Origin of the sequence: Catenulispora yoronensis (assembly GCF_039531695.1) — a bacterium.
GTDB lineage: Bacteria > Actinomycetota > Actinomycetes > Streptomycetales > Catenulisporaceae > Catenulispora > Catenulispora yoronensis.
The window spans coordinates 30,456-49,327 of the sequence record NZ_BAAAQN010000004.1; the positions used below are offsets into that span (position 1 = coordinate 30,456).

Here is an 18,872-nt window from a genome sequence, read left to right on the forward strand (position 1 = left end):
ACCTGGCCCGACGCCCCCGATCGGCGGCCGCCGGGGCGCGGCCGGACGGCCGGCCGGCGGATCCGAGTGTCGGGGACCGGCTTCCTGGCGGCGCCGGTTCGGTACAGGATGGGACTATCGGGCGTGGCCGGCGCGCCCTGACGCAGGAACGGCGGAATTGATGGACTCCCCCCAGCACCGGCCCGAGCGGCCGGGTGTCCCGGACGCCCGTCTCGGACGGCTCCTCGGTGCGCTGCGCGCCATGCGCGACGGCGACTTCCGCCGCCGCGTGATGGTCAGCGGCGACGACGATTTGGCGCAGGTGTGCGCGCTGGTCAACGACATCGCCGCGGCCAACCAGGCCTATCTGGCGGAGCTGGAACGAGTGGGCTCGGCGGTGGGCCGCGACGGGCTGATCGGCGAACGTTTGGCGCCGGTGCCGACCGGCGGGGTCGGCGGTCCCGGGGCCGCGAACGGAAGCGGCCGTGGCGGCGGCTTCCCCGGCGCCGCCGGCTTCGGCTCCGGTGTCGGGACCGGTTCCGGGACCGGTTCCGGCGTCGGCTCGGGCGTCGGCTCCGGCGCCGGCGGCGACTGGGACCGGCAGCGCGCCGCCGTCAACGCGCTGCTGGAGGACCTGGCCCGGCCGCTGCTGGACACCGGCCGGGTGCTGGCCGCCATCGCCGAGGGCGACCTGTCGCAGGAGGTCGTCGTGGACGGCCGCGGCGAGCTGGCCGAGCTCGGCCGCACCCTGGACGCCATGCGCCTGACGCTGCGCACCTTCGCCTCCGAGGTCACCCGGGTGGTCGGCGAGATCGGCAGCGACGGCCAGCTCGGCGGCCAGGCCCAGGTGCCCGGCGCGGCCGGCACCTGGAAGGACCTCACCGACGCGGTGAACCTGATGGCCGGCAACCTCACCGCGCAGGTCCGCGACATCGCCCAGGTGGCGACCGCGGTGGCGCAGGGCGACCTGTCCCACAAGATCACCGTCGACGTCCGCGGCGAGCTGCTGGAGCTGAAGACCACCCTGAACACCATGGTGGACCAGCTCTCCGGCTTCGCCGACGAGGTCACCCGGGTGGCGCGCGAGGTCGGCAGCGAGGGCATCCTGGGCGGCCAGGCCCGGGTGCCCGGCGTGGCCGGCACCTGGAAGGACCTGACCGACTCGGTGAACCGGATGGCCGGGAACCTGACGGCCCAGGTGCGCAGCATCGCCAAGGTGGCCACCGCGGTGGCCTCCGGCGACCTGACCCAGACCATCGACGTGGACGTGCGCGGCGAGATCCTGGAGCTCAAGGACACCCTGAACACCATGGTCGACCAGCTCTCCGGATTCGCCTCCGAGGTCATCCGGGTCTCCCGCGAGGTCGGCACCGACGGCCGGCTCGGCGGCGTGGCCCAGGTCCCCGGCGTGGCCGGCAGCTGGCGGGACCTCACCGACTCGGTGAACGGCATGGCCAACAACCTCACCGACCAGGTGCGCAATATCGCCCAGGTGACCACCGCGGTGGCGCAGGGCGACCTGACCAAGAAGATCGACGTCGACGCCCGCGGGGAGATCCTGGAGCTGAAGACCACCATCAACACGATGGTGGACCAGCTCTCCGGGTTCGCCGACGAGGTGACCCGGGTGGCCCGCGAGGTCGGCACCGAGGGCAACCTGGGCGGGCAGGCGCAGGTCCGCGGCGCCTCCGGCACCTGGAAGGACCTCACCGACAACGTCAACGTCATGGCCAACAACCTCACCGGCCAGGTCCGCAGCATCGCGCGGGTGGCCACGGCGGTGGCCCAGGGCGATCTGACCAAGAAGATCACCGTGGAGGCCAAGGGCGAGGTCGCGGCGCTGGCCGAGACCTTCAACGGCATGGTGGACACGCTGTCGGCGTTCGCCGACGAGGTGACCCGGGTGGCCCGCGAGGTGGGCACCGAGGGCATGCTCGGCGGTCAGGCCCGGGTGCCCGGCGTGGCCGGCACCTGGAAGGAGCTCACCGACCGGGTCAACGTCATGGCCGACAACCTCACCGGCCAGGTCCGCAACATCGCGCAGGTGACCACGGCGGTGGCCAACGGCGACCTGACCAAGAAGATCGACGTCGACGCGCGCGGGGAGATCCTGGAGCTCAAGACCACCCTGAACACCATGGTGGACCGGCTCTCCGCGTTCGCCTCCGAGGTCACCCGGGTGGCCCGGGAGGTCGGCACCGAGGGCAAGCTGGGCGGCCAGGCCACGGTGGAGGACGTCTCCGGCACCTGGCAGCGGCTCACCGAGTCGGTGAACCAGCTGGCCGGCAACCTGACCACGCAGGTGCGCGCCATCGCCGAGGTGGCCACCGCGGTGACCACCGGCGACCTGACCCGGGCCATCACCGTCGACGCCTCCGGGGAGGTGGCCGAGCTCAAGGACAACATCAACCAGATGATCGGCAACCTGCGCGCCACCACCCGCGCCAACCAGGAGCAGGACTGGCTGAACACCAACCTGGCCCGGATCGCCGGCCTGCTCCAGGGCCGCCGCGACCTGGCCAGCGTCGCCGGGCTGATCCTGGACGAGCTGGCGCCGCTGGTCTCCGCGCACAGCGCGGCCTTCTTCCTGGCCGAGACCGACGACGGCCCGGTCGGCACCGGCGAGGACGCGGCGGCCGTGCGGCTGCGGATGATCGCCGGCTTCGGCTACGCCGCCGCCCCCGGCTCCGAGCCGGTCTTCGCCCCGGGCCAGGGCCTGGTCGGCCAGGTCGCGGTCGGCAAGAAGACCATCGCGCTGACCGGCGCGCCGGCCGGCTACGTGCGGGTGCGCTCGGGCCTGGGGGAGACCGGGGCCACCAACGTCATCGTGCTGCCGGTGCCCTTCGAGGGGCAGACCCTCGGCGTCATCGAGCTGGCCTCGGTGAACGAGTTCACCCAGGTGCACCGGGACTTCCTGGAGGCGCTGAAGGAGACCATCGGCGTGGCGGTGAACACCATCACCACCAACGCCCGCACCGACGCGCTGTTGCGCGAGTCCCAGCGGCTCACCGGCGAGCTCCAGTCCCGGCAGGAGGACCTCCAGGAGTCGAACAACGAGCTGGAGGACAAGGCCGCGCAGCTGGCGAAGCAGAACAAGGACATCGAGATCAAGAACGCCGAGATCGAGCAGGCACGCCTGACCCTGGAGGAGCGCGCCCAGCAGCTGGCGCTGGCCTCGAAGGTGAAGTCCGAGTTCATGGCGAACATGTCGCACGAGCTGCGCACCCCGCTGAACAGCCTGCTGATCCTGGCCCGCCTGCTGGCCGACAACGCCGAGCAGAACCTGACGTCCCGGCAGGTGGACTTCGCCCAGACCATCCACTCGGCCGGCTCGGACCTGCTGGGCCTGATCAACGACATCCTGGACCTGAGCAAGATCGAGGCCGGGCGGATGGAGATCCAGAACGAGTCCTGGCCGGTCGCCGACCTGGTGGAGGCGCTGGCCGCGACCTTCGAGCCGCTGGCCGCCGACCAGGGCCTGGCGCTGCGGGTCGACGTCCGCCCCGACGCCCCGGCCATGGTCACCGCGGACAACCAGCGGGTCCAGCAGATCCTGCGCAACCTGCTGTCCAACGCGGTGAAGTTCACCGACAGCGGCGAGGTCCGGCTGCGGGTGTCGGCGGCGAGCGGCTCGCGCGGCGAGCCGGCCGTGGCCTTCGCCGTCACCGACACCGGCATCGGCATCGCCGAGGACAAGCTGGAGCTCATCTTCGAGGCCTTCCAGCAGGCCGACGGCACCACCAGCCGCCAGTACGGCGGGACCGGCCTCGGGCTGTCCATCAGCCGCGAGCTGACCCGCCTGCTCGGTGCGGAGCTGCGGGTGGAGAGCGCGCCGGGCCGGGGGAGCACCTTCACACTGCTGCTGCCGACGGTGCCCTCGGCGCCCGAGACCGAGGCCTCCTACGCCCCGCGCGGCCGGATGGGGCTGCCCGCGCAGCCGCAGGCCCACGTGCCGGCGCACGCCCAGCCTCACGGGCAGTTTCCGGCGCCGTCCCACGCGCCGTCCCCCGGCCAGTCCCCCGGCCAGTCCCACGGCCAGTCCCACGGGCCGTCCCGCACGCGGCCCTCGGACGCGCCCTGGTCCGCTTCCGCTCCGCCGGCCGCCGGATCCCACCACGACGACGGCCTGCCGGTCGCCGCCACCGCCATCGTCGTCATGGAACCGCTCGGCACCACGGTCCTGGCCGACGCCGCCGCCTCCGCGCTGGAGAGCCTGGCCGGCGTCAAGGACCAGGTCGAGGTGGTCTCCCTGGCCGCCGCCGACGACCTGCGCCCGGCCCTGGACACGGCCCGCCCGATCTGCGTGGTCGTCGACGCCGGCTGCCCGGCCCCGCAGGTACGGGCCCTGCTCGACGCCGTCGCCAAGGCCGCCTCCAGCACCCCGGTGATGCTCTACGAGTCGGCCGCCAACGACGGCGTGGCCGACTCCCTGCGCCGCGCCGAGCGCGACCCGGCCCGCCTGGAGGTGGCGCACTCCATCCCGCAGGTCGCCGAGCGCCTGACCCTGCACGTCCTCACCGGCGGGCCCCGGCCCACCGGACCGGCCGGCGAGAGCGGCCGCACCGGCCGCGAACTGCCCCGGTTCGACGGCGAGAAGGTCCTGGTCATCGACGACGACATCCGCAACGTCTTCGCGCTCACCAGCGCCCTGGAGCTCCAGGGCCTCACCGTCGTCTACGCCGGCAACGGCCGCGAGGGCATCGAGCTGCTGAAGCAGAACGAGGACGTCGCCCTGGTCCTGGTCGACATCATGATGCCGGGCATGGACGGCTACGCCACCACGGCCCGCATCCGCGCCCTGGAGCCCTTCCGCGACCTGCCGATCGTCGCGGTCAGCGCCAAGGCGATGAAGGGCGACCGGGAGAAAAGCCTGGCCGCCGGGACCAACGAGCACGTCACCAAGCCGGTGGACGTGGACCTGCTGCTGCTGCTCATCAAGGACCTGATCAAGCCGGGGTGAGCCGGGGTGAGCCGGGGTGAGCCGGCCGCGCAGAGGCGGGCCCGCGGCGCGCGCCGAAGGTTGTGCGCCGCGGGCCCGGCCTTGCGCGGTGCTTCGTCGATACAGTGAACTCGTCCATGCCGCGGCCTCCCGTTCGGCTCCAAGGCGTACGCGTACGACCCTCACCGGGGAGGTTTCTCGTGCTTTCCGAATGTGCGGCCCCACCTGCCGTGGCAGCATGGGGGTCCGGTAGTCGGTCCGGCACGAGTCGGGAGGCCGAGTGAGCGGCAGCGGTGGGCTGGCGACAAGCCGCCAGACCTCGGAGACGGTGCTGGCTCCCGACGCGGACGCACCGCGCGCGGCCAGGGATTTCGCCGCGGGCACGGTCCGGCGGTGGGGCGTCCCGGACTGGGGCGAGCCGCTGGGGCTGGTGGTCAGCGAGCTGGTCACCAACGCCGTGCGGCACGCCGGCACGCCGGCCGCGCTGCGGCTGGTGCCGGCCGACGGCGGCGTGCTGGTCGAGGTCGACGACGGGGAGCCGCGCGAGCCGCGCCTGGTGCCGGCCGGCAGCCGCACCGCCAGCGGCGGCCTGGGCCTGGCGATCGTGGACCGGCTCGCCGACGCCTGGGGCTGCTCGGTGCGCCCCGACGGCTCCGGCAAGACTGTCTGGGCCCGGCTGAGCCTGCCGGAGGAGCCCTGGCCCGCGGCCGAGCCCGAGCTGGCCGACGAGGTCGTGCTGGAGCTGCCCTTCGACAAGGACATGGTCGGCATGGTCCGCTCGGCGGTCGCGCACCTGGCCGTGCGCGCCGGCTTCGAACGGCGCGAGATGGAGGACCTGCGGCTGGCCGCCGACGAGATCTTCGCCCTGCTGTTCGCGCAGCGGCCGGCCGTGCCGACCGGCGCCGCGATCACCAGCCGGTTCCTGGTCGGCCCCGGCCGGGTCGGCCTGGCGATGACCGCCGCGGTGCCGGCCCGACGCCCGCCGGACACCGGGGATTTCGGCTGGCATCTGCTCCAGGCCCTGGTCGACGAGATCGAATGGGAGGCCGGCGACCGCACCTGCGGCGTGCGCGCGGAGAAGCGGAAGGGTGCGTCATCGTGAGCGACGGCAGTGCGGGCGCCCCGGACGCTGAGCGGACCGAGGAGCGGACCGAGGAGCGGACCGAGCGCCGCGACGTCGTCGAGCACGGCCCGGACGCCGCGTCCTCCGACGCCGCCTCCGAGTTCGGCCACCTGCGCGAACGCCTGCTGCGCGAGCGCCGCGACCACCGCTGGGACGCCCTGGTCGACCAGGCCGCCGGCGTCATCATCGCGCGCTCCGGCTGCGGCTCCGCCGAAGCCGTCGCGCAGCTCGCGGCGGTAGCCCGCCGCTCCGGACGGCCGCTGCGCGCCATCGCCGCCGACGTCGTCGCCGAGGCCTCCGGCACCGCGGCCGACGCCGCGCCCGACGCGGACGCCCTGCGGCTGCACCCCGAGGTGGCCGGCCTGGACCGCTCCGCCGACGGCGACGAGCTGGCGCGCGGCCTGGTCACCGAGGCCCTGGCCTTCGCCCGGGCCGCCGCTGCGGTCATCGGCGTGCTCGACGACGACGGCACCATCGCCATCGTCGGCTCCTCCGGCTTCCCGGCCCGCGAGATCCGCCGCTGGCGCCGCATCCCGCCGGCCGTGGACACCCTGGTCAACCGGGCGGTGCGGGCCGGGGAGCCGGTCTGGGTGGAGGACGGTGACGAGGACCGGCCGGTGTTCATCGGCGAGACCGGCGCCGCCGGCGCGCACGGTCTCCGGGTCGCGGTCCCGCTGCGCTCCGGGCGGGTGCTGATCGGCGTCATCGTCGTGGCCTGGCCGCCCGGCGGCGGCTCGGGCGGTTCCGGCGGTTCCAGTGGTTCGGGCGGCTCCGGCGGCTCGGGCGCGATCGACCTCGACGAGCGCTCCCGCCGCGAAGTGGAGGCGGTGGTGCAGGCCGCCGGACCGGCGCTGCTGCGCCTGCTCGGCGACGGGCCCCACGCTGCCGCGATCCTGGCCGCCGTGCCGTCCAGGTCCGCCGGGCCCTCCGGATCACCAGGCTGGTCCGACCACCGGTCCGGCCGGTCCGCCGCGCCGGGTGTGTCAGGACCCTCCGAAAACGTGACCGGTCCGGCCGCCCTCGGCGAGTCCGCCTGGCAGGACGTCGTCGACCTGCTCGACGTGCCCGCCTTCGTCGTCACCGGCCTGTCCCCGGCCGCCCCGGCCGCCGCCGACCGGCTCCACATCGTCGCCCGCAACGGCGCCGCGACCGCGCTGATGGTCCCCGGCTCCACCGACCCGAGCCTGACGGTGTCCGCGCCCTGGCTGGCCGCCGCCGACCTGCTGGAGACCCTGTCCCTGGTCGCGCGCACCGGAACCCCGCGCCGCCACCGGATCGAGAGCGGCCGCCTCGGCGTCGAGGCGGTCTCCGCCGTGCGGGTCGCCGCCGACCCCGGCGCGGTGCTCGTGGTCGGGCACGCCGCCCCCGAGCCGGCCGCCGAGGTGGACGCCACCCTGGAGCGCCTGGGCCGGTTCGGCACCTGGACCTGGGACGCCGCCGGGGACCGGGTCCACTGGTCGGCCGAGGCGCTGCGGATCATGGGCGCCCCGGCGCTCGGCGACCCCAGCAGCATCAGCCGGCCACCGTACACCGTGCACCCCGACGACGCCGACGCCGAGCGCCGGTTCGTCAAGACCCTGACCACCGAGGGGCGGCCCGCCGAGGTCGAGTTCCGGATCGTGCACTACGGCGGGGAGCCGACCCGGGTGCGGCTGGCCGGCGAGGCGGTCGGCACGGACCGCGGGGACGCCGCGGGGGCCGTCGGCGTGATCCAGGACGTCACCGAATGGCGCCGCAGCGAGACCGCGCTGGAGGTGGCCCGGGTCCAGCTGGCCGCACAGCGCTCCCGCGCCGACACCGAGCGCCAGCTGGCCTCCGCGCTCCAGCAGGCCATCATCCCCGGCACGGCCCGCAACCAGCCCCCGCACGCCGGGGTCGAGATCGCCGCGCGCTACCGCCCGGCCAGCACCGCCGCCGGCGTCGGCGGCGACTGGTACTCCGTCTTCCCGCTGCGCGACGCCAAGCTGCTGCTGGCCATCGGCGACGTCGCCGGCCACGGCCTGCCCGCCGCCTCGGCGATGGCCGACCTGCACCACGGCCTGCGCGGCATGGCCCTGGCCGAGACCCGCCCGGGCCGCCTGCTGACCCTGCTCAACGAGCTCGTCGACGCCATGCCCGACTTCACCATCGCCAGCGCCTGCTGCCTGCTGTGGGACCCGGCGACCCGGACCCTGCGCTGGGGCAACGCCGGGCACCCGGCGCCGATCCGGGTCCGCGGCGGCGCGGCCGGCCCGATCGAGGACCACGTCGGCCCGATGCTCGGCGCCGACTCGCAGGCCGTCTACGAGGACACCGAGCTGGCCGTCGAGAGCGGCGACGTGCTGCTGCTCTACACCGACGGCCTGGTCGAGCGCCGCCGCGTCGGCGACGACGAGACCACCGCCTACCTGCTCGGCCAGGCCCGCGAGCCGGACGCCGACCTGGACCGCTACCTGGACCGGATCCTGTCCGGAGCCCGCTCGGACACCGACGACGACGTCTGCGTCGTGGCGGTCCGCTTCGACTGACCGGCGGCTCGGCGGCGGTTCGTCCCGGGCCCGGGTACGGTCCGGCGCCGGCGCGTTTGATCCGCCGTCGACGGGTCAAGCGGAGGCCAGCAGTACGCCCGGCGGATTCGCCAGCACGTTCCACCACCCTCTCCGCCGGGTCGGCGACCGCGGGAGAGACACGATGGCGCACAAGGCCCAGACCTTATTTGCGGACGGAACCGCCCTGGACGGGATCGAGTCCGTCCTGATCCGGGTGCCCGCGCACCGCGACTACATCGTCGTCGTGCGCTCGGCCCTGGCCCAGCTCGGCGCCCGCCTCGGCTACACCGTCGCGGAGATCATCGATCTGCGGCTGGCCGTCGGCGAGACCTGCAACCTGCTGATCGGCTCCGGTCCCCCGGACGGCCCACCGAGCGGCTTCCTCGAATGCCGGGTCGGCCTCGGCGCGGGCACGCTGCAAGTCACGGTGCTCGGCTCCGCCGTCGGCGTGCGCCAGCCCGACCGGGACGGCTTCGGATGGAAGGTGCTGACCGCGTTGGTGGACACCATGACCTGGGTGCGGGACGGCGCGATGGTGCGTGTCGACCTGGTGAAGCGCCACCGCACGCAGCTGTGCTGACGATGCCCGGCCCGCCCGAGGAGACGAACCTCCGACCGGACCGCGGCCGCCGGCGCGCCGCGGCCCTGGCCGGTCTGCGCAGGCTCGCCGGCCTGGCTCCCGACGACCCCGAACGCGCAGCCCTGCGCGAGCACGTCATCGGCGAGTACATGTCCTACGCGCGATACCTGGCCGGCCGCTTCCAGCACCGCGGCGAGACCTCCGAGGACCTTGACCAGGTCGCCTATCTCGGCCTGGTCAAGGCGGTCGACAACTACGACCCCGCCTACCGCACCTCGTTCCTCACCTACGCCACGCCGATGATCGTCGGCGAGATCAAGCGGCACTTCCGGGACACCACCTGGGACGTCCACGTCCCCCGCCGGCTCCAGGAGCTGTCCGCGGCCCTGCGCCCCGCCGAGGAGCTCCTGAACCAGAAGCTCGGTCGCGACCCGACCCTGACCGAGCTGGCCGCCCACCTGGGCGCCACGCCCGAGGAGGTCATCGACGCCCTGGAGGCCGCCGCCGTCTACAGCGCCGCCTCGCTCGACGTCCCGGTCGCCCAGCCCGACGGCGAGGGCGTCACCCTCGGCGAACTCCTCGGCGCCGACGATCCGGGGTTCACCATGGTGGTCGACCGCGAGAGCCTCAAGCCCTTGCTCGCGGCCCTGTCCGAACGCGAGAAGCGCATCCTGCTGATGCGCTTCTTCCGCGGCATGTCGCAGGCCGAGATCGGCGCCGAGTTGGGCGTCTCCCAGATGCAGATCTCCCGCCTGCTGACGCAGATCATCACCCGGCTGCGGGCGGGCGTTGATCCCGAAGCCGGGTAACGTCTTCTCCGTGGACGCAGACGTCATCATCGTCGGGGCCGGACTGGCCGGGCTCACCGCCGCGCACGAGCTGGCCGCGCTCGGCCGCAAAGTCGTGCTGGTCGACCAGGAGAACGCCGCCAACCTGGGCGGCCAGGCCTGGTGGTCGTTCGGGGGCCTGTTCTTCGTCGACTCGCCCGAGCAGCGCCGGCTCGGCGTGACCGACTCGCTGGACCTGGCCTGGAGCGACTGGCTCGGCAGCGCGCAGTTCGACCGGTCGGACGACGAGGACTTGTGGGCGCGGCGCTGGGCGCGCGCCTACGTCGAGTTCGCCGCCGGCGAGAAGCGGCCCTGGCTCACCGGCCTGGGACTGAAGTTCCTCCCGACCGTCGGCTGGGCCGAGCGCGGCGACCTGCGCGCCGACGGCCACGGCAATTCGGTGCCCCGCTTCCACGTGACCTGGGGCACCGGCACCGGCGTGGTCGAGCCCTTCGTCCGCTCGGCCCAGAACGCCGCCGCCTCCGGCCTGCTGACCGTGCTGCACCGCCACCGGGTCGACGAACTGCTCGTCAGCGGCGGCGTCGTCACCGGCGTCCGCGGCGCCGTCCTCGCGCCGGACGACGCGCCCCGCGGCGCCCCCTCCAACCGCACCGAGGTCGCCGACTTCGAACTCGCCGCGCAGGCCGTGATCGTGACCAGCGGCGGTATCGGTGCCAACCACGACCTGGTCCGCCGCTTCTGGCCCGAGCGCCTCGGCACGCCGCCCGCCGAGATGGTCACCGGCGTCCCCGCCTACGTCGACGGCCGGATGCTCGAAATCAGCGAGCGGGCGGGCTCCCGCCTGGTCAACCGCGACCGCATGTGGCACTACACGGAGGGCCTGCGCAACTGGGCTCCGGTCTGGCCCGGCCACGGCATCAGGATCCTGCCCGGTCCGTCCTCGCTGTGGTTCGACGCCTTGGGGCGCCGCCTTCCCGCGCCGTACCTACCCGGCTACGACACTCTCGGCACGCTGCGGCACCTCCGGACCGATCCGGACCTGGCGAAATTCGACCATTCCTGGTTCGTCCTCACCCGCAAGATCATCGAGAAGGAATTCGCGCTGTCCGGCTCGGAGCAGAACCCGGACATCACCGCCGGGGACCGCAAGGCCTTCCTGCGCGAGCGCCTGTTGGGCAAGGGCGCCCCGGCGCCGGTCGCCGCCTTCGTCGAGCACGGCGCCGACTTCGCCGTGGCGGACCGGCTCGACGAGCTGGTCGCGAAGATGAACACGCTGGCCCCCGACGCCCTGCTCGAGGCCGCGACCCTGCGCCCGCAGATCGAGGCCCGCGACCTCCAGATGGCCAACGCCTACAGCAAGGACGCGCAGGTCCAGGGCATCCGCAACTCCCGGCGCTACCTCGGCGACCGCCTGGGGCGCACGGCGACGCCGCACCGGATCCTGGACCCCGCAGCGGGGCCGCTGATCGCGGTGAAGCTCAATATCCTGACTCGCAAGACGCTGGGCGGCATCCAGACCGACCTCGAGTCGCGGGTTCTGGGCGCCGACGGCCGGCCGATTCCGGGGCTGTACGCGGCGGGGGAGGTGGCGGGTTTCGGCGGCGGCGGGATGCACGGATACAACGCTCTGGAGGGGACGTTCCTCGGCGGGTGTCTGTTCTCCGGGCGCGCCGCCGGGCGGGCCGCGGGGAGCGCTGTGGACTGACCGGGGGCTGGCCGGGGACTGACTGTGGACTGACCGGGGGCTGACTGGGGACTGGCCCGGGACGTCCGCGGGCCGAGCTGGCCCGAGTCATCGGGACACGGTCTGCTGGGCCCGGGTCAGCGCGCTGGTGACGCGCATCCGGCGAACGGCGATCGGCCCGAGTCCGGACAGCACCTGGAGCACCACGGACACCGACAGCGCGGACTGGGCCCCGGTGTCGGCCAGGCCCAGGGTGAGGACCGGGGCGAGCAGTTCCGGAGTGAGGCCGGCCAGGGCCGGGACCGGGATGATCCGGTGCGGCGCGGCGACGGTCGCGGTGCCGGCGTAGGGCAGGCCCGCGTCCATGGCCATGGTCATGCCGGTACCCGCGCCGGTACGCGTGCCGAGGCCCGGCTCCAGGCCCAGGCCCGCGTCCGCGCTCGGAGCTCCCAGCAGGATCACCGTGTCACAGGCGGCGGCCAACGCGGCAAGCATCGCGGACTGCTCGGAAGGCGCCGGGCAATAGTCCTCAGGGCTCTGCAACGGAATCCGCCCGAACCGCGACCGCAGGGCCTCGACCACCGGCGCCGCCTGCGCGAACGTCAGTCCCGGAGCGGGCACGTACGCCACCGCTCCCGGATCGGCGACATCCAGCGCGTGCACGCCGTCGGCGTCGACGACCGGCACCGTCCGCGCGGGCGCCTGCGCCACGAGCCGCCGCACCGTCGCCTTGGCCGGGGATCCGATGACCACCACGGTGTCGCCGCGCTCGGTGAAGCGGCGCACCGCGTCCAGCGCCTTGGGCACGGCCGGGCAGGGCGCGGCGCCGACGTCGTCGAGCGCGAGGCCGTCGGCGGTCAGGCACTCGCAGGACGGCCCGGCGTCGGCGACGATCACTTGGCGGGTGCGCAGCGCCGAGGCGTACGCGGTGACCGCTTCGCGTGCCGCGCGGGCCGCCACCGTGTCGGCCAGGCGCGCCGCGGCGGCGAACCCGACTGTGCCACGTTTCGGATCCAAATAGGTTGCGGCGAACAGAACCGTGTCCTGATACCCCGCCGTCCCGGTATCGTTCACGTTACGGACTTCGCCTGACACCACCGGAACACCCCCGACCGCCACCCGCGCCCGCACCAGCTCCGCAGCGTCGCACCGTACGGGACCCCGTTCCGGGTGGGTGAACAGGTCCGGTACGACCACGGTGCCGGCGGGGACCGGAACGGTCGTGACAAGGCGTTGGAGTATCAAGGAGCGGTTCACCGGGCGGGCCCTCCAAGCTGGTACGTGGAGCTCAACAGATTGTCGTCAGGGAAATCGCCACGGGGCGGCCACCCACACTCCCATGCGCCCTGTCCAAGCCCGGATTAGCCCGACATAGTGAATATCGCACCAGGTGGGGAGGGTCGTCCGATGCCGGAGAATCCTGAGCTGCGGCGCCTGATCGCCGCGTCCGGGTGGACGTACCAGAACGTGGCGGCCGCGGTGAACGCGGCGGGACGGGAAGCCGGGATCGCGCTGTCCTACGACCGGACCGCGGTGGCGCACTGGGTGGAGGGGACGCGTCCGCGGGCAGCGGTGCGCGGGGTGTTGGCCGAGGTCTTCTCCCGGGCGCTGGAGCGCGTCGTGGCCGTGGAGGAGCTCGGGTTCGGCGGCGGATCGGCGCAGCCGCAGGCGGGAACGCCGGGGGCCGCGGCAGGTGAACAAGGGGTTGTGGAGGTGAGCTACCCGGCGTCCGGCCACTACAACCACCCCGCCGCGCTACCTCCTGATGAAATGCCCCGCACGCCTGAGGACCTGGAAACGGTCGCCACACTGACCGCCTCCGGAGCACTGGCCGACGCCGCCATCGGCCCGTTCCGGGCCGCGGCCTTGGCAGTGCCCGAACCCCAGCTCTGGCCCGCCGCCTTCCAGGCCGTCGCCGACGGCGCCGTCGCGGCGCGCATCGGACGCCCGGAAGTCGAGGCGGCCACCGCGATACTGAGCTTCTTCTCCGACGCCGACGCCGCGTTCGGCGGCGGCCGCGCGCTGACCGCGCTGTCCGGCTACCTGTCGACAGTGGTTTCGGGCTGGTTGCGCCGTCCGTCCCGGGCCGCCGACCACCAGGCGCTGCTCAGCGTGGCCGGCAGCCTGTGCTACCTGGCGGGCTTCGCGTGTCTGGACCAGCGTTCGCAGGCTGCCGCGCAGCGCTACTACCTGCTCTCCCTGCGCCTGATGCACGAGGCCGGCGACACCGTCGGGTACGGCATCGCGCTGCGCGCCATGAGCGTGCAGGCCCGGCTGCTCGGCCACCACGCCGAGTCGGTGACCCTCGCCGAGGCCGCGACCGCCGCGGTCGGGACCCGGGCGCCGGCCCTGACCAGGGCGTTCCTGATCGGCCAGACGGCGGTGGCGCGCGCCGCCGCCGACGATCCGGCCGGGGCGGCGCGGGACCTGCACACCGCGGCGGAACTGCTGGCCCAGGCCACCCTGGAGCCGGTGGCCATCGGCCGCTACGACTCGGCCGCCCTGGCGCACGCCGAGGCCTCGGTCGCGGCGGCGGGCGGCCGGCGCAAAGCAGCCATCGAACGCCTGTCCGCGTCGCTGCGCGACCGCCACGACACCGGCCGGCGCTCGCGCGCGGTGCTGAGCGCGCAACTCGCCGAGATCCAGCTCGCGGACGGCCAGATCGACGCGGCGCTGTCGTCGTGGCGCCGGTTCTGCGACGACGTGCCGGCGCTGGAGTCCGGGCGGGTCGACGCCGCGCTGGCGTCGATGCGGTCCCGGCTGCTGCCGTTGCGGCGGCACCCGGGGGCCGCGGAGCTGCTGACGCGGGCGGCGGGGTTGTAGGGCGGCGGAGGGGCTTGCGGTCCGCTGCCGCAGAGCCCCGCCGGCGGGCCTGGCACTAGGCCACATCGGCCGCGCCGTGCGCCGGGTTCCGTGCCCTGTCAGCTGCACTGTCAGCTGCCCTGTCACCCGCCCGATCGCTCTGCCCGATGAGCTCGGCCAGCTCGACCGTCAGCGCCGCCAGCGTCCGATGGCGCACGACGAACGACGCCGACAGATGCAGCCCCAGGTCTCGTTCCAGTGCCTTCCGCAGCTGGAGTGCGAGTAGCGAGTCCACCCCGACGGCGGGCAGCGGCGCGTCGGCGTCGATCGGGGTCCCGGGCGCCAATCCGACGGTGTCCCGGATCACCGTCGCCACCCGGCTGCGCAGATCACGCGGATGCTCCGCGACCTGGCGCGCCGACGCCGCGTCCTTGTCCGGCCAGGTGTGGAAGAGTCCGAACACCGGCCGGTAGGCGGCTTTTCCGGTCCGCTCCTCCACCGTGCCGCCGAAGTAGACGGCCCGGCCGCGTCCCTGGGCGATCAGGTCGGCCAGCACGGCGATGCCTTCCGCCGTCCCGATGCCCTCGGCCGCCCCGGCAGCGCTGCCCGGCCCGGCGTCGCTCCACGTCCCCCAGTTCACGCTCAGCGCGGTCAGGCCCCGGGCCCGGCGCCACTCGGCGAAGGCGTCCAGCCAGGCCGCGGCGGTCGCGGTCGCCACCTCGCCTGCCGCCCCGGTCATCGCCGTCGCCGAGGAGAACAGCACGAACCAGTCAGGCGTCTGATTCGCCAGCGCCTCGTGCAGCCGCCACGCCCCCGCCACCTTCGGCCGCCACACGCGCCGCACCTGCTCCGCGCCGACCGTCCGCAGCGGGCCGCCGTCCCGGACGGCGGCGGCGTGCAGCACGCCGCACAGCCGCAGGCCGTCCCGGGTCGCGGCCGCCACCAGGTGTTCGGCGACGCCCTCGTCGGCGATGTCGCCGAACACCGCCACCGCCCCGGACGGCAGCTCGTCCACGGCGGGCGTCCACGACCTGCCGTTGACCACGACCCGCCCGGCGCCGCGGTCCAGCAGCCAGCGGGCGAAGGCCGAGCCGAGCCGGCCCAGCCCGCCGGTGACGATGTAGGCGCCGCCCGGGCGCACCACGGTGTCCGGGCCGAACGGCAGCACGGCGCGGATCCGGTCCTCCTCGGGCAGTTCCAGGACCACCTTGCCGAAGTGCGCGGCCCGGGCCATCGTCCGCAGGGCCCTGACACCGTGGTCGAACGGGTACGCGGTGTAGGGGAGCACCGGCAGGCGGCCCGCGTTGAGCTCGGCGAACACGCTGCGCAGCACCTCGCCGAGGCGGGCCGGGCGGGTGCGGAGCAGCTCGACCATGTCGACGGCGGCGAAGCTGATGCTGCGGCGGAAGGGCGCCAGGCCGATGCGGGCGTCGGCGAGGATGTCGCGGTTGCCGATCTCGACGAAGTGGCCCTCGTGGGCCAGGGCCTCCAACCCGGCCTCCAGCCCGGCGCCGGGCAGCGCGTTGAGCAGCACGTCGACGCCCGCGCCGCCGGTGACCTCGCGCACCGCGCCGGCGAAGGCCACGCTGCGCGAGTCGAAGACGTGGGCGATGCCCATCTCGCGCAGGCGCCGCCGCTTGTCCTCGCTCCCGGCGGTGGCCAGCACCTCGGCGCCGAGCAGCCGGGCGACGTGGACGGCGGCCAGGCCGATGCCGCCGGTCGCGCAGTGGATCAGGACCCGCTGGCCGGCGTGCAGGCGCGCGCGGTCGACGAGCGCGTGCCAGGCGGTGGCGTAGGCCATCGGGAGCCCGGCGGCCGCGGTGAGGGTGACCCCCTCGGGGCGGGCCAGGACGAGTTCGGCGTCGGTGGTGAGGAAGGAGCCCAGGGCGCCGGTGCCGAGGGCGACGACCTCGGTGCCGCGGGTGAGTCCGGGGACGCCGGGGCCCACGCGCTCGACGACGCCGGAGCATTCCAGGCCGAGCATGGGGGGCTCGTAGGTCGCGGGGGTGCTGGTGCTGGTGCCGGTGCCATTGCCAATGCCGGACGCCGTGGCGGAGGCGGATCCGAGCAGGTCCAGGGCGGCGAGCACGTCGCGGTAGTGCAGTCCGGCCGCCCGGACCCGGATCTCGACCTGCCCGGGACCGGGGAGGCGACGGCGCCCGACGGCGGGTCGGACCGAGGCCAGGTCCCCGGGCGGGAGCGGGCGCAGCCGGAAGGCGTCGCGTCCGAAGTAGACGGTGCGCACCGCGGGCTCCGCAGGCCGGGCCGGGTCGGCGGGCTCCAGGACGGCGGTCCAGCGGCGGCCGTTGCGGACGGCGATCTCGTCGTCGTCCCAGTCGTCGGCGAGTTCGGCGGCGACTTCGGCGGGGTCGGGGTCGAGCGGGTCGAGGTCGAGGGCGCTGAACCGGAGCTCCGGGGCTTCCTGGGCGGCGACCCGGACCAGGCCGCGCAGGGCCGCGAGGGCCGGGGTCGGGGTGCTGGTTCCGGCGCCGACCTGGTGGGCGCCGGTGGTGACGAGCCAGAGACGGGGCGGGCGGTGAGGCTGGATCTGGCCCTGGACCTGGACCTCGGCCTGGGCTCGGACCTCGGCCTGCTTCTGGATCTCGTTCTGGCCCTGGATCTCGGCCTGGCCCTGGACCTCGGTCTGGTGTCGGCCCTGGGTCTGGCGCAGCGGCCGGGATCGCGCAGCGAGCCGCCGGACCAGGTCGGTGGCGGCGAGGACCTGCTGTGCGGAGTCGGCGGTCGCCCTGGGTCCCGGGGGAGCGGAGGGCGCGAACACCACATGCTGCCAGTCGCCGGGCGGGAGCGGGTCGCCCGTGGGGATGGCGGCACAGGCCGCGCCGGCGCGTTCGAGGGCGGCGGCGAGAGTGGAGGCGGCGTCGGGATCGTCGGCGATCACGAGGACGCGGGTCCCGGTGAGGCGCGGGGTGAAGCGGCCGCGGGGGCAGGGGCGCCAGACCAGGCGGTAGTGGCGGTCCGTGTGCGGGCGGTCGGGGGCCGCCGGCAGGGGGCGCAGGTCGATGGACGCGATGTGCAGGACGGCCCGGTGCGCGGCGTCGTAGCAGGTGAGGGAGACGGCGTCGGACTCGGTGCGGCGGACGCGGGCGCGGGCCGGGGGACCCGCGGCGGGGTCGGTGGTTCTGGTCACGCCGGACCACGCGGTGGGGAGCAGGGGGCGGTGCGAAGCCGGGAGGACGGGCTGGAGCGCGGCTTCGAGCAGCACCGGGTGGAGGGTGAAGCCGGTGGTGGGGAACGTGTCGGGCAGCGCGAACTCGGCCACCGCCTCGTCGATCGAGTGGGAGGCGGCGGTGATCGTCCGGAAGGACGGGCCGTAGTGGTGGCCGGCGGCCGCCAGGTGCGCGTAGAGGTCCTGCGGAGAGACGGCCTCGCCCGACGGGCCGCTCGGCGCAACGGCCGCGGCCTGCTTGAGCGGCTCGGCGACGCCGGTCGTCGCGGCGGTACCGGTCGCGAGCTCGATCCAGTCGGCGCGGACGCGCGCGAGGATCGTCAGGGGACGCAGTCCCTCGGGGCTCGGAGGCGCCAGGACGACGCGGACGGGGCGCTCGCAGTCCGGTTCGAGGGGCAACGGATTCCGAAGGGCGAGATCGTGCAGGCTGCTGCCCGGGGCGGCGCTCTCGGCGGCGTGGACAGCGAGGTCGAGCAGGCCGGCCGGCGGAAAGACACAGGAGCCTGATACGGCGTGGTCGAGCAGCCAGGGATGCCGGCGCGTGGAGATCAGGCCGGTGAGCGTGGTCGTGCCGGCGGGATCCTCGTGCGGGAGGGCGCTGAGAAAGGGGTGCTGCTCGGGGGTCGGCGCCGCGACGAACATGAGGCAGTTAGCCGTGCCGACGCCGACCGAGGCCACCTCGGTGAGATCGCCGCGGGCCCTGGCACGGCTGATCCGGTTCTGGGCCCGCCGGGCCAGCGTCTCCCGGGTCGCGGCGGCGTCGTAGGCGACCGCCGAGCCGAGTAGGACGCAGTGCACGTGGTTGCCATCGGCGAGGGCCGAGGTCAGCGGCTTGAGGAGAATGAGGACATTGCCGTCCCCGGCGAGGGCGAGCGGGCAGTCGCCCGCGTCCAGGGCCTGCAGAGCGAGGTGGACCGCGACCAGCGAGGAAGACGCACCGGTGTTGACGCCCAAACTCGGCCCGGACAGGTCCAGGGCCTGGGAAAGGGCCTGCGCCACGCGGTGGGGGTCGCCCCGGGTGATGCCGATGAAGACGCCGGTGGTGGGAGGCACGGCGTCGGCGTCGGCGGGGGAAGGCGCGATGGCGGGATCGGCGTCGGGCACGATGGTCGCGAACGCCCGCCGCGCCAGCTCGGACAGCTCGACGGCCGGTTTGCGCAGGACGCCGTGGTTGGCCTGAAGCAACTCCCACAACGCCGGCAGCCCGTCAGGCTGCGGCGACCGGTACGCCATCCCGACTATCGCCATGGGTTCCATCGCTC

Annotated in this window: 9 protein-coding genes; 7 read left to right on the top strand and 2 right to left on the bottom strand. The window is 74.5% G+C overall.

Going from position 1 to position 18,872, the window contains the following annotated elements; translation table 11 throughout:
- The first annotated feature begins 160 nt into the window (after positions 1–160).
- The 6 genes from ABD481_RS04270 (at position 161) to ABD481_RS04295 (ending at position 11,642) form a co-directional block, all read left to right on the top strand.
- A complete protein-coding gene (locus ABD481_RS04270; RefSeq protein WP_344664179.1) occupies positions 161–4,939 on the top strand; it encodes a HAMP domain-containing protein in 4,779 nt (1,592 codons plus the stop codon).
- Between the two features lie 259 nt (positions 4,940–5,198).
- Positions 5,199–6,020 (top strand): ATP-binding protein, encoded by an 822-nt coding sequence (locus ABD481_RS04275; protein ID WP_344664180.1) that lies wholly within the window; start codon positions 5,199–5,201, stop codon positions 6,018–6,020.
- Positions 6,017–8,548, top strand: coding sequence for a SpoIIE family protein phosphatase (locus tag ABD481_RS04280; protein ID WP_344664181.1), 2,532 nt, complete (start codon positions 6,017–6,019; stop codon positions 8,546–8,548). The genes ABD481_RS04275 and ABD481_RS04280 overlap by 4 nt, the downstream gene beginning before the upstream one ends.
- A 163-nt stretch (positions 8,549–8,711) precedes the next feature.
- On the top strand, positions 8,712–9,149 hold the full coding sequence (locus ABD481_RS04285) for an ATP-binding protein (protein ID WP_344664182.1): 438 nt from the start codon (positions 8,712–8,714) through the stop codon (positions 9,147–9,149).
- Positions 9,150–9,151: 2 nt separating this feature from the next.
- Positions 9,152–9,958: a SigB/SigF/SigG family RNA polymerase sigma factor gene (locus ABD481_RS04290; protein WP_344664183.1), complete on the top strand. Its 807-nt coding sequence runs from the start codon at positions 9,152–9,154 to the stop codon at positions 9,956–9,958.
- 10 nt (positions 9,959–9,968) lie between these two features.
- Complete coding sequence (locus tag ABD481_RS04295; protein WP_344664184.1) at positions 9,969–11,642, top strand: FAD-binding dehydrogenase; 1,674 nt, start codon at positions 9,969–9,971, stop codon at positions 11,640–11,642.
- A gap of 87 nt (positions 11,643–11,729) precedes the next feature.
- On the opposite strand, the gene ABD481_RS04300 is transcribed toward ABD481_RS04295, so the two are convergent.
- A complete protein-coding gene (locus ABD481_RS04300; RefSeq protein WP_344664185.1) occupies positions 11,730–12,695 on the bottom strand; it encodes a hypothetical protein in 966 nt (321 codons plus the stop codon).
- 333 nt (positions 12,696–13,028) lie between these two features.
- On the opposite strand from ABD481_RS04300, the gene ABD481_RS04305 reads away from it, so the two are divergent.
- A complete protein-coding gene (locus tag ABD481_RS04305; RefSeq protein ID WP_344664186.1) occupies positions 13,029–14,444 on the top strand; it encodes an NsdA family TPR-like regulatory protein in 1,416 nt (471 codons plus the stop codon).
- Between the two features lie 55 nt (positions 14,445–14,499).
- Here the strand turns inward: ABD481_RS04305 and ABD481_RS04310 are convergent, their stop codons facing one another.
- Entirely contained in the window at positions 14,500–18,867 is a 4,368-nt protein-coding gene (locus ABD481_RS04310; RefSeq protein WP_344664187.1) for a KR domain-containing protein, read from the bottom strand.
- Positions 18,868–18,872 lie beyond the last annotated feature (5 nt).

Coding starts and splice junctions, on each gene's coding strand:
- ABD481_RS04285 (WP_344664182.1), top strand. CDS start 8,712: ATGGCGCACAAGGCCCAGACCTTATTTGCGGACGGAACCGCCCTGGAC.
- ABD481_RS04290 (WP_344664183.1), top strand. CDS start 9,152: ATGCCCGGCCCGCCCGAGGAGACGAACCTCCGACCGGACCGCGGCCGC.
- ABD481_RS04310 (WP_344664187.1), bottom strand. CDS start 18,867: ATGGAACCCATGGCGATAGTCGGGATGGCGTACCGGTCGCCGCAGCCT.
- ABD481_RS04270 (WP_344664179.1), top strand. CDS start 161: ATGGACTCCCCCCAGCACCGGCCCGAGCGGCCGGGTGTCCCGGACGCC.
- ABD481_RS04305 (WP_344664186.1), top strand. CDS start 13,029: ATGCCGGAGAATCCTGAGCTGCGGCGCCTGATCGCCGCGTCCGGGTGG.